Origin of the sequence: Aliihoeflea sp. 2WW (assembly GCF_000497755.1) — a bacterium.
Taxonomy (GTDB): Bacteria; Pseudomonadota; Alphaproteobacteria; order Rhizobiales; family Rhizobiaceae; genus Aliihoeflea.
The window spans coordinates 1-24917 of sequence record NZ_AYOD01000052.1 but is presented as its reverse complement, the minus strand read 5'-3'; the positions used below and the strand labels follow the sequence as shown (position 1 = coordinate 24917).

Sequence of the window (24917 nt, the reverse complement as noted above, 5' to 3'; positions counted from 1 at the left end):
CCCCACCTGACCGTTTCGAACCAAGCCGCTCGAAGAAGCGGGAAATTCAAGGGGAACGAGAATGACGAAAGTCATCAAGAACGGAACCATCGTCACCGCCGACCGGACGTGGAAGGCGGACATCCTGATCGACGGCGAGACGATCGCCGCCATCGGGCCGAACCTGTCCGGCGACGAGGAGTTCGACGCGTCTGGCTGCTATGTCATGCCCGGCGGCATCGACCCGCACACGCATCTGGAAATGCCCTTCATGGGCACCTATTCGGCCGACGATTTCGAGAGCGGCACCCGCGCGGCACTGGCCGGCGGCACCACCATGGTGATCGATTTCTGCCTGCCGTCGCCCGAGCAGTCGCTGATGGAAGCGCTGCAGATGTGGGACAACAAGTCGACCAAGGCGGCGTGCGACTATTCCTTCCACATGGCGATCACCTGGTGGGGCGAGAAGGTGTTCGACGAGATGCCGGCCGTGGTCGAGAAGGGCATCACCTCGTTCAAGCACTTCATGGCCTACAAGGGCGCGCTGATGGTGGACGATGACGAGATGTATTCCTCGTTCCAGCGCTGCGCCGAACTCGGCGCGCTGCCGATGGTTCATGCCGAGAATGGCGACGTCGTCGCGCAGTTGCAGCAAAAGCTGCTCGCAGCCGGCAATAACGGCCCCGAAGCGCACAGCTATTCGCGGCCGCCGGAAGTGGAGGGCGAGGCGACCAACCGCGCCATCATGATCGCCGACATGGCGGGCGTTCCGCTTTATGTCGTCCATGTTTCCTGCGAGCAAAGCCATGAAGCGATCCGCCGCGCGCGCCAGAAGGGCATGCGCGTCTATGGCGAGCCGCTGGTGCAGCATCTCGTCCTCGACGAGACCGAATATTTCGACAAGGACTGGGACCATGCCGCGCGGCGCGTGATGAGCCCGCCCTTTCGCTCCAAGCAGCATCAGGATTCGCTGTGGGCAGGGCTTTCGGCCGGCTCGCTGCAGGTGGTCGCTACCGATCACTGCGCCTTCACGACCGATCAGAAGCGCACCGGCGTCGGCGATTTTACCAAGATCCCGAACGGCACCGGTGGGCTCGAAGACCGGATGCCGGTTCTGTGGACCTTCGGCGTCAACACCGGCCGGCTGACGCCGAACGAATTCGTCGCCGCGACCTCCACCAATACGGCCAAGATCTTCGGCATGTACCCGAAGAAGGGCGCGATCGTCGAAGGCGCCGACGCCGACATCGTCATCTGGGACCCGGAGAAGACGAAGACGATCTCGGCCTCGAGCCAGCAATCGGTGATCGACTACAACGTTTTCGAGGGTATCGAGGTCAAGGGCCTGCCGCGAACCGTCTTCACGCGGGGCGAGGTCGCGATCGAAAATGGCGAGGTAAAAGCCAAGCCCGGTCACGGCAAGTTCGTGGCGCGGGAGGCGAAGACTTCGGTCAGCCAGGCGCTTTCGACCTGGAAGCAGGTCGTCGCGCCGCGCAAGATCGAGCGTTCGGGCATTCCGGCCAGCGGGGTTTGATCCATGGGATCGGCTCGGACCATCTGCGGTGCCGGGCGTTTCCGGCACCGGACCTCAGGGCACGAGTGCGTCGAGTTCGGGCAGGAGCCTGACGGCCTCCTGCTCGTTGGCATCGGTGCGCGCAATGACTGCCGTGCAGGGCTCGCCGCCGATGTTCACCGGCAAATGCGGAAGGCCGGCGGGGATGTAGAGCATGTCGCCGGCGCCCATGTCGACATGGTGCTCCAGCTGCTCGCCATACCAGGTGCGCGCCGTTCCCGCCGTCACGAAGATCGCCGTCTCATGGCTCTCATGCAGATGCGCCTTGGCGCGCGCGCCGGGCGGGATCGTGACGAGGTGCATCGACAGGCCGGTCGCACCGACGCTCTGGGCCGTGATGCCCTCGGCATAGGTCAGCCCCTGACGCCCGTCGAAATTCGTTTTCGCGCGCACCAGCCGGCAGGCCTTGGCAGATGATGGGGACATCCTTCCTCCTCGCTGTTCTTGGCACGTCGCATGGCCTATGCGAACGTCACATCAATTCCTTCCAGAACGCGCGCCGTCAATGGCCGGCGGCCGCGCGCCAGAGCGGTCATCCATGCTCATGAAACCCATTTCCGACACCGTGATTTCCGCCAGCGGACTCGGGCTCACCTTCGAGACCAATGACGGGCCGGTGCATGCGCTGTCCGACGTCGACCTCGATATCCGCAAGGGCGAATTCGTGTCGTTCATCGGGCCGTCGGGCTGTGGCAAGACGACGTTCCTGCGTGTCATCGCGGATCTCGAACAGCCGACGGCAGGCACGATCTCGGTCAATGGCATGACGCCCGAAGAGGCGCGGCGCAGCCGGGCCTATGGCTATGTCTTTCAGGCGGCCGCGCTTTATCCGTGGCGCACGATCGAGCGCAATGTCGCGCTGCCGCTCGAGATCATGGGCTATTCGCGCGAGGAGCGGAAGGCGCGCATCGCCCGCACGCTCGACCTCGTCAACCTCGCCGGGTTCGAGAAGAAGTATCCCTGGCAATTGTCCGGCGGCATGCAGCAGCGCGCCTCGATCGCTCGCGCGCTCGCCTTCGACGCGGACCTTCTCCTGATGGACGAGCCGTTCGGCGCGCTCGACGAAATCGTGCGCGACCACCTGAACGAGCAGTTGCTGCAGCTTTGGGCGCGGACCAACAAGACGATCTGCTTCGTCACCCACTCGATCCCCGAGGCGGTCTACCTGTCGACCAAGATCGTGGTGATGTCGCCGCGGCCGGGGCGTGTGACCGACGTGATCGAGAGCACGCTGCCGGCCGAGCGCCCGCTCGACATTCGCGAGACGCCGGAGTTCCTGGCGATTGCGGCAAGGGTGCGCGAGGGGCTGCGGGCGGGGCATAGCTATGAGTGATGTAGGCTCAGCGCTCACCCCCCTCTGGGCTGCCGCCCATCTCCCCCTCAAGGGGGGAGATCACTCTCTTCGTCGCCCCATCCATACGGAGACGATGTTGGCGGACCCGGTGACGCGCTTGATCTCCCCCCTTGAGGGGGAGATGCCCGGCAGGGCAGAGGGGGGTCGGGACCTATGAGCGCGATTGCCGTTCCCGGTGGTGCGATCGGCCGCTCCGGTACCTGGAGCCGCATGAGCCAGGGTACCACCGTGCCGGTGCTGATCGTCGTTCTCGCGATCCTTGCTGTCTGGTATCTCGCCGCCATATGGCTGAATGCGCCGTGGCAACTCCAAATCTTCTCGCGCGGCGAGGATGGCTGGACGTGGCTGGATTTCCTCGCCGGCACGATGAGCCAGGACCGGCCTCTTCTGCCGGCGCCGCATCAGGTCGCGGTGGAGCTTTGGAACTCGGTCATCGGGCAGAATGTCACTTCGCGGCGCAGCCTCGTCTACCATGCCTGGATCACGCTTTCGGCGACGTTGCTCGGCTTCGTCATGGGTACGGTGCTGGGCATCCTGCTCGCCGTGCTGATCGTCCACAACCGCGCGATGGACCGCTCGCTGATGCCGTGGATCATCGCCTCGCAGACGATCCCCATCCTCGCCATCGCGCCGATGGTCGTGGTCGTGCTCGCCTCCATCGGCATGACCGGGCTGGTGCCGAAGGCGCTGATCTCGACCTATCTGTCGTTCTTCCCGGTCGTCGTCGGCATGGTGAAGGGCTTTCGCAGCCCCGACACGATCCAGCTCGATTTGATGCGCACCTATCACGCGAGCCAGGGCCAGACCTTCTGGAAGCTGCGCTTTCCATCGGCGCTGCCCTACCTCTTCACCTCCATGAAGGTGGGCGTCGCGGCAAGCCTCGTCGGCGCCATCGTCGGCGAACTGCCGACCGGCGCGGCAGGCGGGCTCGGCTCGCGGCTTCTGGCCGGCTCCTATTACGGGCAGACGGTGCAGATCTGGTCAGCGCTTTTGATGGCGGCGGCGCTCTCCGCCATGCTCATCCTCGTCATCGGCATCCTCCAGCGCGTCGTCCTTGCGCGCACCGGAGCACGGCCATGAACGCGCTGGTCTTGGGAGCCATCGCCTTCTGGCTCGTCGCCTGGGCAATCAACGAATGGCTGGTCCGCCTCAAGGCGCGTGGGACGGCGGCGCGGGCGATCAATTTCATCGTGCCGCTTCTCTTCGGCGCGGCGCTTCTGGTGCTTTGGGAAGGGCTGGTGCGGGGCTTCAGCGTGCCGTCCGTGCTCCTGCCGCCGCCAAGCGCGATCTGGGCGCGGATTACCTCCTCTGTGCCGACGCTTTGGGCCGATTTCCATCAGACCTTCATTCGCTCGGTGCTGCCAGGCTATGCGATCGGCTGCCTTGCCGGGCTGGTCGTCGCCATCCTCATCGACCGCTCGCCCTTCCTGAAGCGCGGGCTGCTGCCGGTCGGCAATTTCGTTTCAGCGCTGCCGCTCGTCGGCATCGCGCCGATCATGGTCATGTGGTTCGGCTTCGACTGGCAGTCCAAGGCCGCGGTCGTCGTCGTGATGACGTTCTTTCCGATGCTGGTGAATGCGGTTGCCGGCCTCAACGCGTCGAACCAGATGGAGCGCGACCTGATGCGCACCTATGCGGCCGGCCACTGGCACACGCTCTTCAAGCTGCGCCTGCCGGCCGCCTGGCCGTTCATCTTCAACGCGCTCAAGATCAACTCGACGCTGGCGCTGATCGGCGCGATCGTCGCCGAATTCTTCGGAACGCCGGTCGTGGGGATGGGATTTCGCATCTCGTCCGCCATCGGACGCTTGAACGTCGACATGGTCTGGGCTGAAATCGCGGTGGCCGCTCTTGCTGGCTCGATCTTCTACGGTCTCATCGCGCTCATCGAGCGCGGCGTGACCTTCTGGCATCCGTCGATCCGTGGTGGAAAGACGTGAACTATAAAAAAAGGGGAACTGACATGAAAAGGCTTATCATCGGTGCGCTTGCCTCCAGCGTGGCGATGGCCGCGCTGCCGGCCATGGCGCAGGGTCTCGACCCGATCACCTTCCAGTTGAAATGGGTCAACCAGGGCCAGTTCGCAGGCTACCTCGTCGCCAAGGACAAGGGCTTCTACGAGGAGGAAGGGCTCGACGTCACCATCAATCCGGGCGGGCCGGACATCGCGCCCGAGCAGGTGATCGCCGGCGGCGGCGCCGACGTGATCACCACCTGGATGGCGGCTGGCCTTGCCGCTCGCGAACGCGGCGTGCCGCTGGTCAACATCGCGCAGCCCTTCGCCAGCCAGGCGCTGCAGCTCGTCTGCTCCGAACAGAGCGGTGTCCAGTCGACCGACGACTTCAAGGGCAAGAAGCTCGGCGTCTGGTTCTTCGGCAACGAATATCCGTTCTACGCCTGGATGGCCAAGCTCGACCTGCCGACCGAAGGCGGCGAAGAGGGCGTCGAAGTCCTGCGCCAGGCCTTCAACGTCGACCCGCTTTTGCAGAACCAGGCCGACTGCATTTCGACTATGAAATACAACGAGTTCAAGCAGCTCCTCGATGCTGGCGTTCCCGAAGACAGCCTCAAGGTCTTCAACTATGCGGACGAGGGCGTCGGCATGCTGGAAGACGGGCTCTACGTCATGGAAGACAAGCTCGATGACCCGGAATTCGTCGACCAGATGGTCCGCTTCGTGCGCGCCTCCATGCGCGGCTGGGAATACGCCAAGGAGAATGTCGACGAAGCTGCCGGCATCGTTCTCGAGAACGATCTCTCGGGCGCACTGACCGAGGAAAGCCAGGTCTGGCAGGTGGAAGTCGCCGCCGGCCTCGTCGGCGAAAGCCCGGCGCTCGATTCGGCTTCCTACGAGCAGACCGTCCAGACGCTGCTCTCCGCCGTCTCGCCCGACAACCCGGCCATCACCAAGGAGCCGGAAGGCGCGTTCTCGACAGTCGTCACCGACCAGCTTCAGTAGGCAAGCGCGCATTCTGCATTCGAAAGGGGTGGGCAACCGCCCCTTTCTTTTTCAATCGGCCAAGCGCCGGCGCTCGCGGTCGCGGAAGGCGCCGGGGGTGAGGCCGGTCTGCTTGCGGAAGAAGCGGTTGAAATAGGCCGGGTCGGAAAAGCCGAGCGAATAGGCGATCTTGCTGATCGGCGTCGGGGTGAAGATCAGGTCGCGCCGGGCGGTTTCCAGCGTGCGTCGGTCGATCAGGTTCTGGATCGAAAGGCCGGTCGCGTTGCGGGTGATGCGGTTCAAATGCGCGGCGGAGACGCCGAGTCGATCCGCGTAGAAGCCGACCGGATGACGCTCGCGGAAATGCGTGTCGACGATCGTCAGCAACGTCTCGATGCGGGCGAGATCACGATCCTGTTCCGGCTGGCCGTTGCCGGGGCGTGAAGCCCGCGTCAGGGCGACGAGCGCTTCCGTCATCAGGGGTTCGAGCAGGAGCGAGCGGCCGATGGACCGGCCGGAGAGTTCGGCGTCGATCCGCTCGATCGCGCCGGCGGCGCGGGCGCCGTCCTCACCGGCGATGGCGACGATGCGTAGCTTTTCCGCGAACCGCGCGATTTCGCGATCCGCCGCCGTCAGGCTGCGTAGGCGGTCGGCCAGTGCCGTGACCACGAGCCCGTCGATGTCGCGGGTGAAGCGAAAGCCGTGGCCGGCATCTGGTGGGATGAACAGGATGACGGGGGCCGTGAACGCCAGGATGCCGTCCTGCGAGACGATTTCGCCCGAGCCCTGCGGCAACAGGAAGAGCTGGAAAAACTGCTCGTGCCGGTGCAGTGCGATCTCCCAATTGTGCAGGTGCGTGCGTTCCGGGATCGGCTCGCAATGAAGCCAGAAATCGGCCGGATCGTCCTGATGCTCGCCGAAGAGGCGATAGGAGGGAATCTTGGTGCGTGCGATCGTCATGTTCGGATTGTGCAATCCGATGCGGCGAATGTCCATTGAGCCACCCTTCGCCATGCGCCATTGCTCATGGCGAGGACAAGGGAGGATTTCGTTTGCGCACGCAGGTCGCCATCATCGGCTCTGGCCCGTCGGGGCTGCTTCTCGGCCAGCTCCTGACCAATGCGGGCATCGACAACGTCATTCTCGAGCGCCAGACGCGCGACTACGTGCTGGGCCGCATCCGGGCGGGCGTGCTCGAAGAGGGCACGACGCACATGCTGGACGAAGCGGGCGCGGGCGAGCGCATGCGCCGGCAGGGTCTGCCGCATGAGGGGTTCGACCTGACATTCAACGGTCGCCGGCACAACATTCACCTTCATGAACTGACCGGCAAGCGCGTGATGGTCTATGGCCAGACCGAAGTCACGCGCGACCTGATGGACAAAAGGCTTTCGACCGGCGGCGTCACTGTCTACGAGGCGGCCCATGTCGAGCCGCATGATTTCGATGGTGCGAACCCTTATGTCACCTATGAAAAGGACGGCGTAACGCATCGGCTCGACTGCGATTTCATAGCCGGCTGTGACGGGTTCCACGGTGCTTCGCGTAAGGCGGTCGAGGGCAAGGGGCTGGAAATTTTCGAGCGGGTCTACCCGTTCGGTTGGCTCGGCATCGTCGCCGACGTGCCGCCGGTCCATCACGAACTCATTTACGCCAACCATCCGCGCGGCTTCGCGCTTTGCTCGATGCGTTCGCCGACGCGCAGCCGCTACTATGTCCAATGCACGCTTGAGGACAAGGTCGAGGAATGGTCGGACGACCGCTTCTGGGACGAACTACGCCGGCGCCTGCCGCCGGAGACGGCGGAGACGATGACGACCGGGCCGTCGATCGAAAAGTCGATCGCGCCGCTGCGTTCCTTCGTCGCCGAGCCGATGCGTTTCGGACGGCTGTTTCTCGTCGGCGACGCGGCGCATATCGTGCCGCCGACGGGCGCCAAGGGGCTCAACCTTGCAGCGAGCGACGTGCGCTATCTCTTCGACGGGCTACGCGAGCATTATGCCGAAAAGTCGGATGCCGGCATCGACGTCTATTCGCAAAAGGCGCTGTCGCGGGTCTGGAAGGCGGAGCGTTTTTCGGCCTGGATGACCTCGACCATGCACCGCTTTGACGATACGGGTCCGTTCGGACAGCGTATCCAGGAGGCGGAACTCGACTATCTGGTTCACTCGCAGGCGGCCTCGGCGTCGCTGGCGGAGAACTATGTCGGCCTGCCATATTGAGGAGGTGAAATGAGCGAGAAATCCGAACGCTACGACCAAGGAATGGCGACGCGCCGCTCAGTGCTCGGTGCATCCTATGTCGACGCCGCCACCAAGAAGTCGAGCACCTATGACGAGCCGTTCCAGACGCTGATCACCGAAGCCGCCTGGGGCCATGTGTGGTCGCGCGATACGATCACCAAACGCGAGCGCTCGATGATGACGCTGGCGCTGCTCGCCGGGCTCGGCAATTTCGAGGAACTGGCGCTGCACACGCGCGCCACCGCCAATACGGGCGCTTCGCGCGACGACATCATGGAGGCGATGTTGCACGTCGCGATCTATGCCGGCGTGCCGCGCGCCAATCATGCGATCAAGGTCGTCAAGCAGGTACTCGACGAGATGGACGGAGGGCAAAAGCCGTGAGCGACAGCCAAATTTCCAACCGCAAGCCGGAGACCGGCGCATTCTTCCAGCGCGACCGCGAGTGGCATCCGCAGGCCTACACGCCATGGTACAAGACGTCCGTCCTGCGCTCGCCGCAAAAGGCACTGCTGTCGCTCGACGGCTCGCTGTCGGAGATCACCGGGCCGGTCTTCGGTCACAACATCCTCGGCGAACTCGACAACGACCTCATCACCAATTTCGCAAAGCCGGGCGAGATGGCCATCGGCCCGCGCATCATCGTCTATGGCCGTGTGCTCGACGAGCGCGGCAAGGGCGTACCGGGCGCGCTGCTGGAATTCTGGCAGGCCAATGCCGGCGGGCGCTACCGCCACCGCAAGGAGGGCTATGTCGCACCGCTCGACCCGAATTTCGGCGGCTGCGGGCGCACCATCACCGACGAAGACGGGAACTACTCCTTCCGCACCATCCAGCCTGGACCCTATCCCTGGCCGAACGGCGTCAACGACTGGCGACCGGCGCATATCCATTTCTCGCTGTTCGGGCACGGCTTTGCACAACGGCTGATCACGCAGATGTATTTCGAGGGCGATCCGCTGATCTGGAAATGCCCGATCGTGAAGACGATCAACGACAAGGCCGCCATCGACGGGCTGACGGCGGCGCTCGACATGAACGCGACGATCCCGATGGATTCGCGCGCTTATAAGTTCGACATGGTGCTGCGCGGCAGGCGTTCGACGCTGTTCGAGAACCGCATGGACGGGAATTGATTTGCGTTTTGAGGCTGATTGAATACACTGACTACGTGTATTCAACAGGAGGCGACCATGCCGACTTCCGTTCGACTTGAACCTGAAATCGAAGCGCGTCTCGACGCGCTTGCCGCCCGAACCGGGCGGACGAAGGCGTTTTATCTGAGGCAGATGATCGAGGACGGGATCGACGACCTGGAGGATTACTATCGCGCAGCGGAGATATCCGAGCGTATCCGGCGCGGCGAGGAGACGACGCGGCCATGGGCCGACGTAAGGCGCGACCTTGGCCTGGACGATTGAATTCTCGACTTCCGCTGAAAAATCCCTGCGGAAGCTCGACCGCGAGGCGGCACGCCGGATCGCGAAGTTCATCGATCACCGCCTGAGTGTGCTCGACGATCCGCGTCACCTCGGCAAACCGTTGCAAGGCGTCCTTCACGAGCGCTGGAGCTACCGCGTCGGCGACTATCGCCTCATCTGCGAACTTAAGGACGATCGCTTGATCGTCGTCGTCATCGAGATCGGCCATCGCCGGGAAATTTACCGCTAGGAGGAACATCATGGTCCAGCCACTGAACCAGCTCAAGGAAAGCGCGTCGCAGACGGCGGGGCCTTACGTGCATATCGGCTTGACGCCGAACTTCGCCGAAATCGGCGGCGTCTATTCGGAAGACCTCGGCACCTCGATGGTCAACGACAAGACCAAGGGCGAGCGCATCACCATCGTCGGGCGCGTGCTCGACGGCACCGGCACGCCGCTTCGCGATGCGCTGATCGAGATCTGGCAGGCGGATGCCGACGGGCTCCATAATTCGCCGTCCGAGATGCGCGGCTCGGCCGATGCCAATTTCACCGGCTGGGGTCGCTGCCCGACGGACATGGACAATGGAGAGTTCCGGTTCGAGACGATCAAGCCGGGTCGCGTTCCGTTCAAGGACGGGCGCAAACAGGCGCCGCACATCACGTTCTGGGTGGTCGCGCGCGGCATCAATATCGGCCTCCACACGCGCATGTATTTCGGCGACGAGGAAAAGGCCAATGGCGAAGATCCGGTGCTGGCGCGCGTCGAGCATCGCGTGCGCGTCGCGACGCTGATTGCGCCGCGCGAGGGTTCGACCTACAGGTTCGATATCCATCTCCAGGGGGAGAAGGAAACGATCTTCTTCGACATCTGAGGCCCGCCTTGTCCGCTTCGCCCTTCGATCATCCGTTTCTTTCCGGTCTTCTGGGCGATGCGGAGATTTACGCGCATTTCAGCGCCGAGGCCGATATCGCTGCGATGGTGCAGTTCGAAACTGCGCTTGCGTGTGTGGAGGCGAATGAGGGGGTGATCGGGGCTGAGTCCGCGGACGCCATTGAGCGGGGACTCGCCGACTTCAAGCCCGACATGGCCGCCCTGCACGACGGCGTGGCGCGGGATGGCGTGGTGATCCCGGCGCTGGTCAAAGCGATGCGTCAGGCAGTGGGCACACCGCATGACGAAAAGGTTCATTTCGGCGCGACCAGCCAGGATGCGATCGATACGAGCCTTGCGCTGCGGCTGAGCGACGTGCTGGCGGTTCTGGAAGATCGGCTGCGCGGTGTCGTTGCGGCGCTGCAAAGTCTCGAAACCGCTCAAGGCAGCGTCGAGTTAATGGCGCATACGCGGATGCAGGCCGCGATCCCAGTGACTGCGGCGCGTAAGATCGCGAGCTGGCGGCTTCCGCTCGAACGCCACATCGAACGGCTCGAAGCGGTGCGCCGTGACGTGCTGGTGCTCACTTTCGGCGGCGCGGCCGGAACGCTGGAAAAGCTTGGCGACAAAGGACCGGCGGTGCGTATGCGGCTGGCTGACGCGCTCGGCCTTCGCGACATCGACAATCCGCGTCACTCGGAGCGCGATGGACAGGCCGTGCTTGCCAATTGGCTGTCGCTCGTGACCGGCAGCCTGGGGAAGATGGGCCAGGATATCGCGCTGATGGCGCAGAACGAGGTCGGCGAGGTGAAGCTGGCCGGCGGCGGCGGGTCATCCGCGATGCCGCACAAGCAAAACCCGGTCGGCGCCGAAGTGCTGGTCACGCTAGCGCGTTTCAACGCGACGCTGCTGGCCGGCATTCACCAATCGCTGGTCCACGAAAACGAACGCTCTGGCGCCGCCTGGACGCTCGAATGGATGCTGCTGCCGCAGATGGCCGTGGCGGCCGGGGCATCGTTGCGGGCGGCGAGGGTGCTTCTGGATGGGCTTGAGTTCCGGCCTCAAGGCGCCACGTGACGCCTCGCGCGATCGTCGTATATTGCGGCGTGCTGATGTCGATTTCGTCCTTCACGGTCGACATCACGCTGCCGTCCTTTCCCGACATCGTCGCAGAACTCGACACGCGTTATGCGCTCGTCCAGTGGACAATCGCGGTCTACATGCTTGCGGCCGGTGTCGCGCAGCTCGTGTGGGGGCCGGCTTCGGACCGGTACGGCAGGCGCGTCACGCTGGCATGCGGTCTCGCGGTCTATCTGGCGGGCTGCCTCCTCGGCGCGCTTGCGCCGACGATCGAACTGCTGCTCGCTGCCCGCGCCCTTCAGGGACTCGGCGCGGCAGCGGCGATCGTTCTTGCGCGCACGATCCTGCGCGATCTCTTTTCCGGCCAAGAACTTGGCCGGAACCTTGCGCTCGCCAGTGCGATATTTGCCGTTGGACCCATTCTCGCGCCGCTCGTCGGTGCGGCGATCGCGACGCCGTTCGGCTGGCGGGCCATCTATGGATTTCTCGCCGTCTTCGGCATCGGCCTGATCGTGGCGCTCTGGCGGATGCCGGAGACGATCGGCCAGAAGGTGCCCGAAGCGACGCGCCCCTCCGTCCTTGCGCAGCGGCTCAGACGGCTTTTCCGCCATCCCCAGTCGCGGAGGTTCCTGATCACCTCGTCGGTCATCATGTCGTCCATGTTGATGATCCTTTCCGCGCTCCCGCGCCTTTACGAGGCCAACTTCGCGATCACCGGTCCAGCCTTTGCGATGTTCTTCGCGCTCCACGGCGTCGGCATCGTCATCGGGCAGGTTCTCAACCGCCGGATCATTCCGGTGCTTGGCATGGTGCGGGCGATGCTGCTTGCCAACACGGTGCTGATCGTCGCTGCCCTGCTCGTCCTGGCCGTGACGATTGCCGGTCTCGCCTCGGCACCGGTTCTGACGGCGATCATGATCCTGTTCGCGACGAGCTATCTCGTCGTCTTCTCCAATGGCGCGGCGATGGTCCTCGACCCGCATGGCGACATTGCGGGTTTCGCTGCCTCGCTTTACGGCTTCGTCAGCCAGATCGGCGGCGCGGCCATCACGCTGGTCACCGTGGTTCTTGTCGGCGACAGCCTCATTGCGTTCGGTCTGGCGCTTTTGGCAATCTGCGGCACCTCGGCGATCATGGTATACGATTGGCACCGCCGCGGCGCCGCCTGAGCGCTCACATCGCGTTCATGGTAAGCAATTCATACGCCGCGACCTGGTCGCCGTCCTGGTTATAGACGCCGACATCCCAGCGCACTTCGCCATATTCATCGTTGCGGCGTGCCTTCTGCTTGGCCGTGAGGCGTACCTTGAGGCTGTCACCGGGCGAGACCGGCTTCATGAAGCGCAGATTGTCGAGGCCATAATTGGCGAGAACCGGTCCCGGCGCTGGCTCGACGAAGAGGCCGGCGGCGAAGCTCAGGATCAGATAGCCGTGAGCGACGCGGCCGGGGAAGAACGGGTTCGCCCTTGCCGCTTTCTCGTCCATGTGCGCGTAGAATGTGTCGCCGGTGAAGGCAGCGAAATGCTCGATGTCCTGCAAGGTTACCGTGCGAGCGGCGGTCCAGACCGTGTGACCGATCTCCAGATCGCCGAACGACATGCGAAACGGGTGCGTGTCCTTTTCGATGGTTTTCGAGCCGGCCGTCCAGTTTTTCGTGATCGCAGTCATCAGGTCGGGGTTCGCCTGGATGGCAGTGCGCTGCATGTAGTGCATGACGCCGCGGATGCCGCCCATTTCCTCGCCGCCGCCGGCGCGGCCGGGTCCGCCATGGACCATGTGGGGCAGCGGTGAGCCGTGGCCGGTCGCTTCCTTGCCGGTGTCGCGGTTGGCGAAATAGAGCCGGCCGTGGAATGCGCCGGCCGTCTCGACGACCTTGCGCGCGACATCGCCGTCATGGGTGAAGACCGAAGCGACGAGCGAGCCGGCGCCACGATTGGCGATGGCGAGCGCATGAGGGAGATCGCGATAGCCCATCACTGTCGAGACGGGACCGAAGGCCTCGACCTCGTGGACGGTTGTCGCGCGATCCGGGTCGGCGCAGTCGAAGAGCAGCGGCGAGAGGAACGCGCCGGCCTTTGCGTCTGCATTGGCGACCCCGACATGGTCGAGCGCGCCGAAGACGAGCTTCGCTTCCTTCGCCAACATGCCGGCTTTTTCGCGTACGTCGTCGCGCTGGGCGAGGCTGGCGAGCGCGCCCATGCGGGTGGCCTCGTCGCGCGGATTGCCAACGGTCGTCTTGGCGAGACGGTCGGACAGCGCCTCGATGACGGCCGCTCTGTGATCGTCAGGCACGATGATGCGGCGGATGGCGGTGCATTTCTGGCCCGCCTTGGCCGTCATCTCGCGGTGGGCTTCTTTGATGAAGGCGTCGAACTCCGGCGTGCCGGGCGCAGCGTCGGGACCGAGGATGGAGGCGTTGAGCGAATCCTGTTCGGCGACGAAGCGCACGGAATTCTTCATCAGGTTCGGATTGCCGCGCAGCAGCGAGGCGGTGGCGGCCGAACCGGTGAAAGAAACGACGTCCTGGCAGGTCAGCCGATCGATCAGGTCTCCGGTCGAGCCGGCGATGAACTGCACCGCGCCGTCCGGCAGAATGCCGCTCTCGACGATCATGCGGAAGGCGGCCTCGGCGAGCCAGGCAGTGGACGAGGCCGGCTTGACGATGGCGGGAACGCCGGCGAGTAGCGTCGGCGCCAGCTTCTCCAGCATGCCCCAGACGGGGAAGTTGAACGCGTTGATGTGGAGCGCGACGCCCTGCAGCGAGGTCGCGACGTGCTGGCCGACGAAGTTGCCGCCGCGCGAGAGCTGCTCGAGGCCGCCGTCGATATAGATCGTGTCGTCAGGCAGTTCGCGCCGGCCCTTCGAGGCATAGACGAACATCGTCGCGATGCCGCCGTCGATGTCGATCATCGAATCGGCCTTGGTCGCGCCAGTATCAAAGGAGAGTTCGTAGAGCGCGTCGCGGCGCTCGTTGAGATATTGCGCGACGGCCTTCAGGAGATGGGCGCGCTGGTGGAAGGTGAGCGCGCGCAAGGCGGGTCCGCCGACGGTGCGGGCGTGGTGGGCCATGGCGGCGAAGTCGAGATTGCTGGAGCCGAGTTGGGCGATCGTCTCGCCGGTGACGGCGCTTTTCAGGTGCGCGATCTTGCCGGAGGGGGCGATCCACTGGCCGGCAGGCCAGAGGGGGGTGACTTGGTGCGAACATCTCAGTTCACCCGCGCCGGCAGCGTCGAGAAGCCGCGAAACCGGACACGTCCCGTTCGCCTGGCTTCGCCATCCAGCCGGTAATTCGGAAACCGCTTCAGGAACCGCGCGATCGCGATCCGCCCTTCCATCCGCGCGAGCGAGAAGCCGGCGCACAGATGCGGGCCTTGCGCGAAGGCGAGGTGGCGGTTGGGTTTGCGGGACAGGTCGAGCGTGTCGGGGCGGTCGTATTGGCGGGGGTCGCGGTTGGCGGCGCCGATGCACAGATGGATGCGGGTGCCGGCAGCGATCGCCTCGCCGTCGAAGACGACATCTTCGACCGCCGCGCGGTTGCCGAGCTGGTTGGGTGACTGGAAGCGCAGGAACTCGTCGATGGCGGTGTCGATCATCGACGGATCGGCTTCGAGACGGGCCTTTTCGTTCGGCCATTCAAGGAGTTCGTAGAGGGCGTTGCCAATCAGATTCGTGGTCGTTTCGTGGCCGGCATTGAGGACGAAGATGCAGTTCTGCAGGAGTTCCGTGTCCGACAATTGCTCGCCCTCGTTGCCTGCGATGAGGCGGGTCAGAACATCGGTGGCCGGATCGCCCGGCTTGGCACGGCGGCGGGCTGCGAGGTCGGCGAGATAAGCCTTGAACTCGGTGACGGAGCGATTGCCCCAGTCCTGCTGTTCGGCCGTCAAGGTCGGCTCCAGCGCGCCGAGGATCGCCAGGGACCAGTCGCGCAGGGGGCCGCGCTCTTCGTGCGGCATGACGAAGAGATTGCCGATCACCTCGACGGGGATGGCCGAGGCGAAATCCTCAATGAGGTCGACCGAGCCCTTCTCCGCCATCGTGTCGAGCAGGCCGTCGACAAGCGCGATCAGGCCCGGCTCCATCGCGGCGATGGCGCGGGGCGTCAGCGCGCCCATCATGATCTTGCGGACGCGCGTATGAAGCGGCGGATCGTTGAAGACGAGGCTCGTCGTGTGGTGCTCGTAAAGCGGGGTATCGCCGAATTTCGGTTTGAACTCGACTTTCTTGTCGGAGGAGAATGCCTTGGTGTCGCGGTAGACGCGATCGAGATCGGCATAGCGCGAGAGCATCACCGAACCGTCCGCAAAGCGCTTGACGGGCGCGTGCTCGAGTAGCGCGCGATAGGTGGGGAAGGGGTCGTCGGCGAAGGCCTTCGTCACCGCTGCGATGTCGAAATCGCGCGCGAGCGCTGGGTCAGAGTCGCGCGCGAGCGCTGGCGAATGCTCAACTGTCAATCGATCCTCCTCTCGATGCCTCCCGCATCGACGGATGTATTATTGACCGTCCGGCCGGTCTATGCAAGCTTTCGTCCAGGCTGCGGGAGAGGCTGGGAGGAACGATGACGCTGAGCCCTGACGAGATCGCGAAGAAAAGCGCGGAGGCGATGTGGGCGCGCGACGACGCCTCCAAATGGCTCGGCATGAGCCTCGATGCGGTGGGGCCGGGGACGGCGACGACCTCTTTCACGGTCGAGCAGCATCATACCAACGGCCATGACATCTGCCATGGCGGCTACATCTTCACGCTGGCCGACAGCGCCTTCGCCTTTGCCTGCAATTCCTACAACCAGCTCGTCGTCGCGCAGCACAACACGATCAGCTTCCTGCGGCCGGGCCGGCTCGGCGCGCGGCTGACGGCGGAGGCACGAGAGGTGACGCGGTCGGGGCGCAGCGGCCTTTACGACGTTCGCGTGACCGACGAAGCGGGGAAGGTGATCGCCGAGTTCCGCGGTGCCTCGCGCGCCATCGAGGGCCGGCATTTCGAGGAGGACGCACAATGAAGGATTTGACGCCACGCCGCGAGGACCTGGACCCGATCGAGATCGCCTCGCGCGACGAGATTGGCGCCTTGCAGCTCAATCGGCTGAAATGGTCGTTGAAGCACGCCTATGACAATGTGCCTTTCTACAAGGCGAGTTTTGATGCCGCCGGTGTTCATCCCTATGATCTGAACGACCTTTCGGACCTCGCGCGCTTTCCCTTCACGGTGAAGTCCGATCTGCGCGCGAACTACCCGTTCGGCATGTTCGCCGTGCCGCGCGAGAAGGTGGCGCGCATCCATGCCTCGTCGGGCACGACCGGCAAGCCGACGGTCGTCGGCTATACGAAGAACGACATCGAGGTCTGGGCCGAGTGCGTCGCGCGTTCGATGCGCGCATCGGGCACGCGTCCGGGCGACATCGTCCACATCGCCTATGGCTACGGTCTCTTCACCGGCGGGCTTGGCGCGCATTACGGCGCCGAGCGGCTCGGCTGCACGGTGGTGCCGGTCTCGGGCGGCATGACCGCGCGGCAGGTGACGTTGATCGAGGACTTTCGCGCCTCGACGATCATGGTCACGCCCTCCTATGTGCTCTCGATCCTCGACGAATACCGGGCCCAAGGGCTCGACCCGCGCGAGAGCCCGTTGCAGGTCGGCATCTTCGGCGCCGAGCCGTGGACGAACGCGATGCGCTCGGAGATCGAGGAGGCGTTCGACATGCACGCGGTCGACATTTACGGCCTGTCGGAGGTGATGGGGCCGGGCGTCGCCAACGAGTGCGTGGAAACCAAGGACGGGCTGCATATCTGGGAGGACCATTTCTACCCTGAGATCATCAACCCCGAGACCGGCCAGCCGGTCGCCGATGGCGAGAAGGGCGAACTGGTCTTCACGTCGCTGACCAAGGAAGCCTTCCCGATCATCCGCTATCGCACGCGCGACCTGACGCGGCTTCTGCCCGGCACGGCGCGGTCGATGCGGCGAATGGAGAAGATCACCGGCCGCTCCGACGACATGATGATCCTGCGCGGCGTCAACGTTTTCCCGACGCAGATCGAGGAGCAGATCCTTAAGGTGCCGGGCCTCAGCCCGCATTTCCAGGTCGAGTTGGTTCGCGAGGGGCGGATGGACGAGATGGTCGTCCATGTCGAGGCGACGGCCGCGGAGGCTTCGGAGGAGGCACGCAAGGCCAGTGCCGCTGCCTTGCGCGACCTCGTCAAGGACATCGTCGGCGTGACGGTACGCGTCGATGTCGGCGCGCCGGAGACGATCGCGCGCAGCCAGGGCAAGGCGCAGCGCATCGTCGACAACCGGCCGAAGGACTAGTTTGGCATGCAGGAAGATCACCCCCCTCTGGCCTGCCGGCCATCTCCCCCCTTGAGGGGGAGATGGCCGGCAGGCCAGAGGGGGGTGGAGACGTCGAAGATTTGGCGGGTGTTCTGATGGCCCGCACCCGCGCCAAGGATTATGACGACAAGCGCGAGGCGATGCTGCACCGGGCGGCGATCGTGTTTGCGCGCGATGGCTACGACCGGGCGTCGATGGCGCAGCTTGCCACCGAATGCGGGGTCTCCAAGGCGCTGCTCTATCACTACTACGCGTCCAAGGAGGCGCTGCTTTTCGACATCATCGAGAGCCATCTGCAGGATCTGGTCGCCGCCGTCGGCGAGGCGGACGATGCGGGCCTTGCGCCCGAGGCGCGGCTGGAGGCGCTGGTGGCAGCACTTCTGGAGGCCTATCGCGACGCCGATGCCGAGCACAAGGTGCAGATCGCCGGGCTGCGGCTCTTGCCGCCAGAGGATCAGGAGAAGCTGAAGGCGCTCGAGCGCGAACTCGTCGCGCTCTTCGCCGAGGCGATCCGTGCGCTTCATCCGACGGTCTTCGCCGAAAAGCCGCTGATCAAGCCGGTGACGATGAGCCTCTTCGGCATGCTGAACTGGTTCTACATGTGGTTCCGCGAGGGCGGACCGGTGAGCCGCGCCGATTATGCCAAGCTTGCCACGCAAATCCTCGTCGGCGGCGTCAAGTCGCTCTGAAGTCCTTGCGGACGGCGCCTTGCCGTGCCAATTCGGAAAAATGGCCCTGCATCACAATCCCGCGCAAAAGGCGCTCGACGGCCTGATCGACCGGCTGCACGCCAAGGGGCGCATCCGCGTCTGGTCACTCGTCATCACCATGTTCGGCGATGCGGTCGTGCCGCGCGGCGGGCAGGTGCCGCTGGGCGTCCTGCAGGACGTCATGGGCCGCCTCAGGATCGAGGCCGGGGCGCTGCGCACGGCGATGTCGCGCCTTGCCTCCGACCATTGGGTCATCCGCGAACGGGAAGGCCGCAATTCGAACTACCGCCTTGCGGAAGAGGGCCGCCATGCCTTCGACCTTGCGACGCGGCGCATCTATTCCGAAGGCCCGCCGGCCTGGACCGGGGCCTGGACCGTGGCGATCGCGCCGCCCAATGGCGACAGCGACATTCTCGCGGACGCGACCGGGCTCGGCTTCGTGCGAATCAATGGCGGCGTCTATCTGCGGCCCGAGACCGAAGGCGCGATCCGGCTCGACGATGCGCTCGCCGGAGCGCTGATCGTCCATGGCGAAAGCGCCGAGCATCCCGAGGCGTTTCACGAGCTTTGGCCGTCGCGCGACATCGCGGAGGCGTATCGCGCGCTCATCGCGACGCTGACGCCGCTGCAATCGGCGTTTCAGGCCGGGGCGCGGCTTTCCGGGCTCGATGCGATGGCCGCGCGCATCCTGCTGATCCACAACTGGCGACGAATCGTCTTGCGCGATCCGGGCCTGCCGATCGACCTCCTGCCTGCCGACTGGCCGGGCGAGGACGCGCGAAGCCTGGTGCGGCACCTCTATAACGCGCTCCATGAGGCCAGCGAAGACTGGCTCGACCATGCCGGCCTGCCGTCGCCGCACGCTCCGCAGCGCTTTGCCGGGCTGGCGTCGGCCGCAGCGCCTCAAGACCTCGTGTCCTGACGAGGGAATAAAGCTGCGCTATATCCGTTTGCGGGCCGTGAACATCGGGAGCGCGAATATGTCTGAAAATGAATTCGACCCGGCTCGGCGGCGGATGCTGATGCGGCTCGGCCTTGCAGCGGGAGCGGTCTATTCGGCGCCGGTGCTGATGTCGCTCGGCGCTGCCCGCGCGTCCTCCGTATCATTCAGCGCACCGGTGCGCCGGGCAAGGCCCGTTCAGCGCGCCGCGCCGCCACCGCCGCCACGCCCCGAAATCGTCGTCAGCGCGCCCGATGCCGCCGCCATCGATGCGATCAGTGCGGAGGGCTACGAACTCCTGTCGCGTGCGAGCATCGCCGCTACGGCCTCCGAACTCGGACGCTTCGTCGTTCCGGCGAACCTGACGATCGACGAGGCCAGGGCGCAGATCAACGGCCTCGTACCGGCCGCCATCTTTGACATCAACGCGATCTACCGGCCGGAGGAGATGCCGTGCGGCGACGATAGCTGCGCCGCCTTCGACCTGATCGGCTGGAAGAGCGCGGCCCATGGCTGTCCGGCCGATACGGTGATCGGCATGATCGACACTACCGTCAATGGCGACCACGCCGCGCTGGCCGACGTGCCGGTCGAGACTTTTCCGGTCATCGCGGAAGGCCGGCAGCCGGGCGGTGCGGTTCACGGCACGGCGGTCGCGATCCTTATGGCGGGCCGGGCCGATACGCGCACGCCGGGACTGCTTTCAGGCGCGCGGATCGTCGCGGCGGAAGCGTTCCACAAGGATGCGAGCGGCAATGACGCGGCCGACACGTTCGACGTCGTGCGCGCGCTCGACGGGATGGTCACGCGCGACATAAGCGTCGTCAATCTGAGCTTCACAGGGCCGGACAATGCGGTTCTGAAGACCATCGTCGATGCGGCGCTCGCCAAGGACATGATCCTCGTCGCGGCGGCCGGCAATGCCGGGCCGAACGCCGATCCGCTGTTTCCCGCCGCCTATGAGGGCGTCGTCGCGGTGACGGCGGTCGACAGCCAGAGCCGCGTCTATCGCCGCGCCAATGTCGGCGACCATGTCGATTTCGCAGCGCCCGGCGTCCAGCTCTGGACGGCCGCTTCCGTCAGCGGCGGGCGCTATCGCTCCGGCACCTCCTATGCCGCGCCCTTCGTTTCGGCTGCACTGGCGGCCGCGCGTGCATCGTCGCCGGACGCGAATTCGGCCGACCTCATCGATGCGCTCGCCCAAGGCGTGGTCGATCTTGGCGAGCCGGGTCGTGACGCGACCTTCGGCTGGGGCCTCGTCCAGGCGCCCGCCATCTGCAATGCCGAAGGCGCGGCGCGGCTCATCCCCGCCGGCGGTTAGTTTCTGACGAATATTTTATGGAATAGATCGATAGGCGTGCCGTTACCCTCTCGTCAAAGGGACGAAAATACGAGAGGAAATCGTTATGACCGATACGAAAACCAAGGTTTCACGGCGGGCCATGCTGGCAAAGCTCGGTCTTGCCGCCGGCGCGATCTACGCGGCGCCGGCACTGCTCCAGATCAACGAGGCGAAAGCTTCGAGCTTCAGCAGCCGCGGGCGTCCGCGACGCCCGATCCGCGGCGACCGCCGCAGTTTTTCGCGGCGCAGCTTCTCGCGTCGGTCCTTCAGCCGATGACACATAGCTGGGTCGGTGCGATGCCGGCCCTTCTTTCGGGGACATGATGCTTATCCGCTTCGAAGAAACCGGGGTCATCGTCGAGGTGCCGGCGGCCGCGGAGTTCCAAAGTGCGCTGCGCGCCGCTGCCTTCGACTGGCCGGTGAGCGAAGTGGCGTCCGGCGTGCCGGTCAGCCGCGTCGTTCCGGCCGACGGACGCTACGTTCTGGAATCGCCGGGGCGCGAACCTGTCGCGGCAAGCGCCGTCGAGGCCGTCTGCGGACTGATCGTCGATGTCGCGGACGCCGCTATCGTGGAGGCGCCGGCGCGGCTTTGGCTGCACTGCGGCGCCGTCGAATTCGGCGGAAGGCTGGTCGTCTTTCCCAGTCAGTCGCATGCCGGAAAGAGCACGTTGACTGCGCGGCTGGCCGCCGGGGGCCATACCGTGCTCGGCGACGACATTCTGCCCTTGAGCGAAGACGATCGGAAGGGCGTCGCGCTCGGCATCGCGCCGCGCCTGCGTCTTCCGCTGCCCGCGTCGGCCAGCGCCGCCTTCAGTCGCTTCGTCGCTGAGAATACCGCCGCTTCCGACGGTCGATATCTCTATCTCGATGCCGATTGCGGTGCTCTCGCCCCGCGCGGCACGTCGCGCGAAATCGGCGCGGTCGTGCTTCTCGACCGCAGAGAAGAGACGCCTGCGCGCTTTTCGCGCGCCGGCAGCAGCGAAACCCTTCAGACGCTGATCCGCCAGAACTTTACCGGCGAAGACAAGGCGGCGCGACAGCTCGAGCGGCTGCACGCGCTCGTCGCGCGCCTGCCGTGCCTCAAGCTCACCTACAGCGATCTCGAGGACGCCGTATCGCTTCTGGAGAACCGGTTCCGGCGCTGGCCGATTACGACGGACGATCTTCCTGCGGGGGCGGACGTCCCCATCGCGGCTCCACAAGCCCCGGTTCTGGACGGCTTTGATGCCGACCGTCCGTTCCGGCAGGCACCCGGCATCGAACTTCGTCAGGTCGAGGGCGATCTTTTCCTGGCCGATGCGAATGGCGCCGGCATCTATCATCTCAACGCGATCGGCACCGGCATCTGGAACTTGCTGGCAGAGCCGATCTGCGCGCGCGAAGCCGAGGCGATCTTGTGCCAGGCATTTCCCGACGAGCCGGCCGCGCGCATATCGTGCGACACGCGCGCGCTGTTCGCCGAGATGAACGAGGCCGGCTTCATCGAAGCTGCCTCTTAGTCCGCCATATAGGCGAAGGCGCCGGTGGCGCTGACCGCGATGCGACTGTCGCCGCTCGCCCGCATCTCGATGCGGACATAGGCCATGCGTTTTCCGTTCGAGAGCACATCCACCCGGATATCGACGTCGCCGGGCTGTAGCGGCCGGATGAAGTGTGTCGTCAGGTCGACGGTGGTGCATAGGCGGAACCTGCCGTTCAGCGCGGAAAGGGTCATCACCGCGACCGTATCGGCAGCCGACGCAGTCGCCTGGCCGCATACGACGCCGCCGCCGTGAACGAGGCGAGGATTGGCCGGCAGCACGAAGTCGCCGCCCGTCGCATCGAAGGCGACGGCCTTCAGGTTCAACTCGCCGACCCATGGCGCGAACATCGTGCGCATCAGATGCTCCGCTTCCTCGATGCCGAACGCTTTCATGGCCCCTCCTGAAGAATACGTTACGAAAACTTGTCGCCACGCCGATTTTTTGTTACATATCGGAAATCGGATCGTATCCGATCACGGAGGATTTGCCATGTACAGTCAGGGCTTGATCGGCGCGAAAACCGAGACGACCGAGGACGAAGCGTTTCTCGCCGCCTTCCAGGCGCGCATCGATGCCGAGGAAAAGATCGAACCCAACGATCCGATGCCGGAGGGCTATCGCCGCACGCTGATCCGCCAGATCGGCCAGCATGCGCATTCCGAGATCGTCGGCATGCTGCCGGAGGGCAACTGGATCACCCGCGCGCCGTCGCTGAAGCGCAAGGCGGCGCTGCTCGCCAAAGTGCAGGATGAGGGCGGCCATGGGCTCTATCTTTACTCAGCCGCCGAGACGCTGGGCGTTTCCCGCGAGCAGATGACCGAGGAGCTGATTTCGGGCAAAGCGAAATATTCCTCCATCTTCAACTATCCGACGCTGACCTGGGCCGACATCGGCGCGATCGGATGGCTGGTCGACGGCGCGGCGATCATGAACCAGATCCCGCTCTGCCGCTGTTCCTATGGCCCCTATGCGCGCGCGATGATCCGCGTCTGCAAGGAAGAAAGCTTCCACCAGCGCCAGGGCTACGAGATCATGATGACGCTCGCGCAGGGCACGCCCGAGCAGAAGGAACTGGCGCAGGACGCGCTGAACCGCTGGTGGTGGCCGTCGCTGATGATGTTCGGACCGCATGACGGCGACAGCCAGCATGGTGACCAATCGATGGCGTGGAAGATCAAGCGCTTCACCAATGACGAGCTGCGCCAGCAATTCGTCGATTCGACCGTTCCGCAGGCCGAATTCATCGGCCTGACGCTGCCCGACCCGGACCTGAAATGGAACGGAGAGCGCGGGCACTACGATTTCGGCGCGATTGACTGGGACGAGTTCTGGCGCGTGGTCAAGGGCGGCGGGCCGATGAACAAGGAGCGCATCGCGGCGCGGAAGAAGGCCTGGGAAGACGGGGAATGGGTGCGCGAAGCCGCGCTTGCCCATGCCGAAAAGCGCAAGTCCCGCCGCGCGGCGGCGAAGATTGCAGCGGAGTGAGAGACATGGCGAAGAACGAAATTCCGCTTTGGGAAGTCTTCATCCGGCCGCGCAACGGGCTTTCGCACAAGCATTGCGGCTCGGTCCATGCGGCCGACGAGGTGATGGCGCTGAACGCGGCGCGTGACGTCTACACGCGGCGCGGCGAAGGCGTTTCGATCTGGGTCGTGCCGTCGGCGGCGATCACCGCGTCCGACCCCGAGCACAAGGACGAGAATTTCGAGCCGGCAGCCTCCAAGGTCTACCGCCACCCGACCTTTTACAAGATCCCCGACGAAGTGGGGCATATGTGATGGTGACGGACGCGCTTCTCGCCTTCGTCGTGCGGCTCGCCGACGACCATCTGATCCTCGGCCACCGCCTCTCGGAATGGTGCGGCCACGCGCCGATGCTCGAGGAAGACCTCGCCATGCCCAACATGGCGCTGGACCTCATCGGCCAGGCGCGGGCGCTCTATCAATACGCTGCCGAGATCGACGGCAAGGGCCGCACGGAAGACGATTTCGCGTATCTCAGGCGCGAGCGCGAATACACCAACTGCCTGATGGTCGAGCGGCCGAACGGCGACTTTGCGCACACCATGCTGCGCCAGCTCACTTTCGCCGCGTTCATGGAGCCGATGTGGCGCGCCATGGCGACGTCGAAGGACGAGACGCTGGCCGGCATCGCCGCCAAGGCCGTCAAGGAAGTAGCTTATCACATTCGCCATACCGGCGAGTGGGTGATCCGGCTCGGCGACGGCACCGAGGAAAGCTCGGCGCGCATGAAGCAGGCGGTGGAGGATCTGGCGCCTTATCTCGACGAGCTGTTCGATGCCGATGAGGTGACGCTTGCGATGGTGGAGGCCGGCATCGCGCCGGACCCGGCAGCTTTGCGCCAATCCTTCGACCGGACGATGGCGACGATCTTTTCCGAAGCGTTCCTCGACATGCCGAGCGCGCCGTTTGCCCAGCGCGGCGGGCGTGACGGGCGGCATGGGGAGGCGATGGGGTTCCTGCTGGCGGATTTGCAGTACATGCAGCGGACGTTTCCCGGGGCGGTGTGGTGAACTATAGCCGGCCAGAACTGCGGGACAGCGCCCCCCTCTGGGCTGCCGCCCATCTCCCCCGCGAGGGGGGAGATCACCCGTGT

28 protein-coding genes are annotated in these 24917 nt (G+C 64.9%); 23 read left to right on the top strand and 5 right to left on the bottom strand.

Going from position 1 to position 24917, the window contains the following annotated elements; genetic code table 11:
* Positions 1–61: 61 nt before the first annotated feature.
* Positions 62–1513: a dihydropyrimidinase gene (hydA, locus tag ALII_RS0118845; protein WP_024588770.1), complete on the top strand. Its 1452-nt coding sequence runs from the start codon at positions 62–64 to the stop codon at positions 1511–1513.
* Between the two features lie 54 nt (positions 1514–1567).
* Here the strand turns inward: hydA and ALII_RS0118840 are convergent, their stop codons facing one another.
* Positions 1568–1978: a cupin domain-containing protein gene (locus ALII_RS0118840; RefSeq protein ID WP_024588769.1), complete on the bottom strand. Its 411-nt coding sequence runs from the start codon at positions 1976–1978 to the stop codon at positions 1568–1570.
* 118 nt (positions 1979–2096) lie between these two features.
* Here ALII_RS0118840 and ALII_RS0118835 point away from each other — a divergent pair, with 118 nt between their 5' ends.
* The 4 genes from ALII_RS0118835 to ALII_RS0118820 all read left to right on the top strand — a co-directional run bounded on the left by ALII_RS0118835 (position 2097) and on the right by ALII_RS0118820 (position 5865).
* A complete protein-coding gene (locus ALII_RS0118835; protein ID WP_024588768.1) occupies positions 2097–2885 on the top strand; it encodes an ABC transporter ATP-binding protein in 789 nt (262 codons plus the stop codon).
* A gap of 231 nt (positions 2886–3116) precedes the next feature.
* Positions 3117–3986 (top strand): ABC transporter permease, encoded by an 870-nt coding sequence (locus ALII_RS0118830; protein ID WP_244437470.1) that lies wholly within the window; start codon positions 3117–3119, stop codon positions 3984–3986.
* The gene (locus ALII_RS0118825; protein WP_024588766.1) at positions 3983–4846 is read left to right on the top strand and encodes an ABC transporter permease; all 864 of its coding nucleotides are present in this window, start codon (positions 3983–3985) and stop codon (positions 4844–4846) included. Before ALII_RS0118830 ends, ALII_RS0118825 begins: the two co-directional genes overlap by 4 nt.
* Before the next feature lie 23 nt (positions 4847–4869).
* Positions 4870–5865: an ABC transporter substrate-binding protein gene (locus tag ALII_RS0118820; RefSeq protein WP_024588765.1), complete on the top strand. Its 996-nt coding sequence runs from the start codon at positions 4870–4872 to the stop codon at positions 5863–5865.
* 51 nt (positions 5866–5916) lie between these two features.
* Here ALII_RS0118820 and ALII_RS0118815 read toward each other — a convergent pair whose 3' ends face one another.
* Complete coding sequence (locus ALII_RS0118815; protein WP_244437468.1) at positions 5917–6840, bottom strand: helix-turn-helix domain-containing protein; 924 nt, start codon at positions 6838–6840, stop codon at positions 5917–5919.
* A 56-nt stretch (positions 6841–6896) separates the two neighbouring features.
* On the opposite strand from ALII_RS0118815, the gene pobA reads away from it, so the two are divergent.
* The 8 genes from pobA to ALII_RS0118775 are packed head-to-tail and all read left to right on the top strand — an operon-like array spanning position 6897 to position 12631.
* Positions 6897–8066 (top strand): 4-hydroxybenzoate 3-monooxygenase, encoded by a 1170-nt coding sequence (pobA, locus tag ALII_RS0118810; protein ID WP_024588763.1) that lies wholly within the window; start codon positions 6897–6899, stop codon positions 8064–8066.
* Between the two features lie 9 nt (positions 8067–8075).
* The gene (gene pcaC / locus ALII_RS0118805) at positions 8076–8471 is read left to right on the top strand and encodes a 4-carboxymuconolactone decarboxylase (RefSeq protein ID WP_024588762.1); all 396 of its coding nucleotides are present in this window, start codon (positions 8076–8078) and stop codon (positions 8469–8471) included.
* On the top strand, positions 8468–9223 hold the full coding sequence (gene pcaH, locus ALII_RS0118800) for a protocatechuate 3,4-dioxygenase subunit beta (RefSeq protein ID WP_035450204.1): 756 nt from the start codon (positions 8468–8470) through the stop codon (positions 9221–9223). Before pcaC ends, pcaH begins: the two co-directional genes overlap by 4 nt.
* Before the next feature lie 57 nt (positions 9224–9280).
* Positions 9281–9508 carry a ribbon-helix-helix protein, CopG family gene (locus tag ALII_RS0118795; RefSeq protein ID WP_024588760.1) on the top strand — a complete coding sequence of 76 codons (228 nt, stop codon included), beginning with the start codon at positions 9281–9283 and terminating at the stop codon, positions 9506–9508.
* Positions 9492–9758 carry a type II toxin-antitoxin system RelE/ParE family toxin gene (locus tag ALII_RS0118790; protein ID WP_024588759.1) on the top strand — a complete coding sequence of 89 codons (267 nt, stop codon included), beginning with the start codon at positions 9492–9494 and terminating at the stop codon, positions 9756–9758. Before ALII_RS0118795 ends, ALII_RS0118790 begins: the two co-directional genes overlap by 17 nt.
* 10 nt (positions 9759–9768) lie before the next feature.
* Positions 9769–10383 (top strand): protocatechuate 3,4-dioxygenase subunit alpha, encoded by a 615-nt coding sequence (pcaG, locus tag ALII_RS0118785; protein ID WP_024588758.1) that lies wholly within the window; start codon positions 9769–9771, stop codon positions 10381–10383.
* An 8-nt stretch (positions 10384–10391) separates the two neighbouring features.
* Entirely contained in the window at positions 10392–11459 is a 1068-nt protein-coding gene (locus ALII_RS0118780; protein WP_024588757.1) for a 3-carboxy-cis,cis-muconate cycloisomerase, read from the top strand.
* Entirely contained in the window at positions 11456–12631 is a 1176-nt protein-coding gene (locus ALII_RS0118775; RefSeq protein ID WP_024588756.1) for a Bcr/CflA family efflux MFS transporter, read from the top strand. The genes ALII_RS0118780 and ALII_RS0118775 overlap by 4 nt, the downstream gene beginning before the upstream one ends.
* 4 nt (positions 12632–12635) lie before the next feature.
* On the opposite strand, the gene paaZ is transcribed toward ALII_RS0118775, so the two are convergent.
* Together paaZ and ALII_RS22980 are read right to left on the bottom strand one after the other, a co-directional pair.
* Positions 12636–14624: a phenylacetic acid degradation bifunctional protein PaaZ gene (gene paaZ, locus ALII_RS0118770; RefSeq protein WP_244437469.1), complete on the bottom strand. Its 1989-nt coding sequence runs from the start codon at positions 14622–14624 to the stop codon at positions 12636–12638.
* A gap of 44 nt (positions 14625–14668) precedes the next feature.
* Positions 14669–15913 (bottom strand): cytochrome P450, encoded by a 1245-nt coding sequence (locus ALII_RS22980; RefSeq protein ID WP_024588754.1) that lies wholly within the window; start codon positions 15911–15913, stop codon positions 14669–14671.
* A 104-nt stretch (positions 15914–16017) separates the two neighbouring features.
* Here ALII_RS22980 and paaI point away from each other — a divergent pair, with 104 nt between their 5' ends.
* The 7 genes from paaI to ALII_RS21740 all read left to right on the top strand — a co-directional run bounded on the left by paaI (position 16018) and on the right by ALII_RS21740 (position 22277).
* Positions 16018–16458 carry a hydroxyphenylacetyl-CoA thioesterase PaaI gene (gene paaI, locus ALII_RS0118760; protein WP_024588753.1) on the top strand — a complete coding sequence of 147 codons (441 nt, stop codon included), beginning with the start codon at positions 16018–16020 and terminating at the stop codon, positions 16456–16458.
* On the top strand, positions 16455–17765 hold the full coding sequence (gene paaK / locus ALII_RS0118755) for a phenylacetate--CoA ligase PaaK (RefSeq protein WP_024588752.1): 1311 nt from the start codon (positions 16455–16457) through the stop codon (positions 17763–17765). The genes paaI and paaK overlap by 4 nt, the downstream gene beginning before the upstream one ends.
* 116 nt (positions 17766–17881) lie before the next feature.
* The gene (locus ALII_RS0118750; RefSeq protein WP_024588751.1) at positions 17882–18475 is read left to right on the top strand and encodes a TetR/AcrR family transcriptional regulator; all 594 of its coding nucleotides are present in this window, start codon (positions 17882–17884) and stop codon (positions 18473–18475) included.
* A gap of 40 nt (positions 18476–18515) precedes the next feature.
* Complete coding sequence (locus ALII_RS0118745; RefSeq protein WP_024588750.1) at positions 18516–19418, top strand: PaaX family transcriptional regulator C-terminal domain-containing protein; 903 nt, start codon at positions 18516–18518, stop codon at positions 19416–19418.
* A 58-nt stretch (positions 19419–19476) separates the two neighbouring features.
* Positions 19477–20757 carry a S8 family serine peptidase gene (locus tag ALII_RS0118740; RefSeq protein ID WP_024588749.1) on the top strand — a complete coding sequence of 427 codons (1281 nt, stop codon included), beginning with the start codon at positions 19477–19479 and terminating at the stop codon, positions 20755–20757.
* 85 nt (positions 20758–20842) lie between these two features.
* The gene (locus ALII_RS0118735; protein WP_024588748.1) at positions 20843–21055 is read left to right on the top strand and encodes a hypothetical protein; all 213 of its coding nucleotides are present in this window, start codon (positions 20843–20845) and stop codon (positions 21053–21055) included.
* 46 nt (positions 21056–21101) lie between these two features.
* A complete protein-coding gene (locus ALII_RS21740) occupies positions 21102–22277 on the top strand; it encodes a PqqD family protein (RefSeq protein ID WP_210163448.1) in 1176 nt (391 codons plus the stop codon).
* Here ALII_RS21740 and ALII_RS0118725 read toward each other — a convergent pair.
* On the bottom strand, positions 22274–22693 hold the full coding sequence (locus ALII_RS0118725; protein WP_024588746.1) for a PaaI family thioesterase: 420 nt from the start codon (positions 22691–22693) through the stop codon (positions 22274–22276). The genes ALII_RS21740 and ALII_RS0118725 overlap by 4 nt on opposite strands.
* Positions 22694–22790: 97 nt before the next feature.
* Between ALII_RS0118725 and paaA the strand changes: the two genes are divergently transcribed.
* From paaA to paaC, 3 genes are read left to right on the top strand one after another with little or no spacing between them, the layout of a single operon-like run.
* Entirely contained in the window at positions 22791–23786 is a 996-nt protein-coding gene (gene paaA / locus ALII_RS0118720; RefSeq protein ID WP_024588745.1) for a 1,2-phenylacetyl-CoA epoxidase subunit PaaA, read from the top strand.
* A 5-nt stretch (positions 23787–23791) separates the two neighbouring features.
* A complete protein-coding gene (paaB, locus tag ALII_RS0118715; protein ID WP_024588744.1) occupies positions 23792–24079 on the top strand; it encodes a 1,2-phenylacetyl-CoA epoxidase subunit PaaB in 288 nt (95 codons plus the stop codon).
* Positions 24079–24834 (top strand): 1,2-phenylacetyl-CoA epoxidase subunit PaaC, encoded by a 756-nt coding sequence (gene paaC, locus ALII_RS0118710; protein WP_024588743.1) that lies wholly within the window; start codon positions 24079–24081, stop codon positions 24832–24834. The genes paaB and paaC overlap by 1 nt, the downstream gene beginning before the upstream one ends.
* Positions 24835–24917 lie beyond the last annotated feature (83 nt).

Bases quoted from the DNA above. Each gene is read 5' to 3' on its own strand.
- hydA (WP_024588770.1), top strand. From the start codon at position 62: ATGACGAAAGTCATCAAGAACGGAACCATCGTCACCGCCGACCGGACG.
- ALII_RS0118840 (WP_024588769.1), bottom strand. From the start codon at position 1,978: ATGTCCCCATCATCTGCCAAGGCCTGCCGGCTGGTGCGCGCGAAAACG.
- ALII_RS0118835 (WP_024588768.1), top strand. From the start codon at position 2,097: ATGAAACCCATTTCCGACACCGTGATTTCCGCCAGCGGACTCGGGCTC.
- ALII_RS0118830 (WP_244437470.1), top strand. From the start codon at position 3,117: ATGAGCCAGGGTACCACCGTGCCGGTGCTGATCGTCGTTCTCGCGATC.
- ALII_RS0118825 (WP_024588766.1), top strand. From the start codon at position 3,983: ATGAACGCGCTGGTCTTGGGAGCCATCGCCTTCTGGCTCGTCGCCTGG.
- ALII_RS0118820 (WP_024588765.1), top strand. From the start codon at position 4,870: ATGAAAAGGCTTATCATCGGTGCGCTTGCCTCCAGCGTGGCGATGGCC.
- ALII_RS0118815 (WP_244437468.1), bottom strand. From the start codon at position 6,840: ATGGACATTCGCCGCATCGGATTGCACAATCCGAACATGACGATCGCA.
- pcaC (WP_024588762.1), top strand. From the start codon at position 8,076: ATGAGCGAGAAATCCGAACGCTACGACCAAGGAATGGCGACGCGCCGC.
- ALII_RS0118795 (WP_024588760.1), top strand. From the start codon at position 9,281: ATGCCGACTTCCGTTCGACTTGAACCTGAAATCGAAGCGCGTCTCGAC.
- pcaG (WP_024588758.1), top strand. From the start codon at position 9,769: ATGGTCCAGCCACTGAACCAGCTCAAGGAAAGCGCGTCGCAGACGGCG.
- paaI (WP_024588753.1), top strand. From the start codon at position 16,018: ATGACGCTGAGCCCTGACGAGATCGCGAAGAAAAGCGCGGAGGCGATG.
- paaK (WP_024588752.1), top strand. From the start codon at position 16,455: ATGAAGGATTTGACGCCACGCCGCGAGGACCTGGACCCGATCGAGATC.
- ALII_RS0118750 (WP_024588751.1), top strand. From the start codon at position 17,882: ATGGCCCGCACCCGCGCCAAGGATTATGACGACAAGCGCGAGGCGATG.
- ALII_RS0118745 (WP_024588750.1), top strand. From the start codon at position 18,516: ATGGCCCTGCATCACAATCCCGCGCAAAAGGCGCTCGACGGCCTGATC.
- ALII_RS0118740 (WP_024588749.1), top strand. From the start codon at position 19,477: ATGTCTGAAAATGAATTCGACCCGGCTCGGCGGCGGATGCTGATGCGG.
- ALII_RS0118735 (WP_024588748.1), top strand. From the start codon at position 20,843: ATGACCGATACGAAAACCAAGGTTTCACGGCGGGCCATGCTGGCAAAG.
- ALII_RS21740 (WP_210163448.1), top strand. From the start codon at position 21,102: ATGCTTATCCGCTTCGAAGAAACCGGGGTCATCGTCGAGGTGCCGGCG.
- ALII_RS0118725 (WP_024588746.1), bottom strand. From the start codon at position 22,693: ATGAAAGCGTTCGGCATCGAGGAAGCGGAGCATCTGATGCGCACGATG.
- paaA (WP_024588745.1), top strand. From the start codon at position 22,791: ATGTACAGTCAGGGCTTGATCGGCGCGAAAACCGAGACGACCGAGGAC.
- paaB (WP_024588744.1), top strand. From the start codon at position 23,792: ATGGCGAAGAACGAAATTCCGCTTTGGGAAGTCTTCATCCGGCCGCGC.
- paaC (WP_024588743.1), top strand. From the start codon at position 24,079: ATGGTGACGGACGCGCTTCTCGCCTTCGTCGTGCGGCTCGCCGACGAC.